The organism is Marichromatium sp. AB31 (genome assembly GCF_003718685.1).
Classification (GTDB): domain Bacteria; phylum Pseudomonadota; class Gammaproteobacteria; order Chromatiales; family Chromatiaceae; genus Marichromatium; species Marichromatium gracile.
In genome coordinates, this window is the sequence record NZ_RHFI01000064.1 from 1 (window position 1) to 437 (window position 437).

A 437-nucleotide genomic window follows, 5' to 3' on the forward strand; every position below is an offset into this window, starting at 1 on the left:
GCCTCGACCTTCTCCAGGCGGTTGCGCTCGCGTCGCAGGTCCTCGATGAGGGCGCGCTGACGGGCCAGCAGCGCCCGCAGGAAGCGCACCTCGGGCGAGGGCGGCGTCCAGGGCGCGGGCTTGAGGAGCGCGCCGAAGCGCGCCAGCACCTTGGCATCGACCGCGTCGGTCTTGGTGCGCACCGCCAGACCGCGAGCGAAGTCCCGGGCCTGGGCCGGGTTGACGATCGAGACCGTCAGGCCACGCCCGTGGAGCAGCTCGGCGGCCGTCTCGTGGTAAGGGCCGGTGGCCTCCAGCACCGCATGGACCGCCTCCGGCCTCGCCCCCTGACGCCCCAGCCAGTCGATCAGCGCCTCCACCCCCGCGGCGGTATTGGGCACCGTCTTGGTCTTGAGCTTGACCCGCTCCTGCTCGCTCAGCTCCAGCGCGGTGTGCAG

General features: G+C 73.0%; 1 protein-coding gene. It reads right to left on the reverse strand.

Annotated features, from left to right (window positions below; all coding sequences use genetic code 11):
• A partial coding sequence (locus EBL84_RS16740) for a transposase (protein WP_190288002.1) occupies window positions 1-437 on the reverse strand: 437 nt, incomplete at both ends.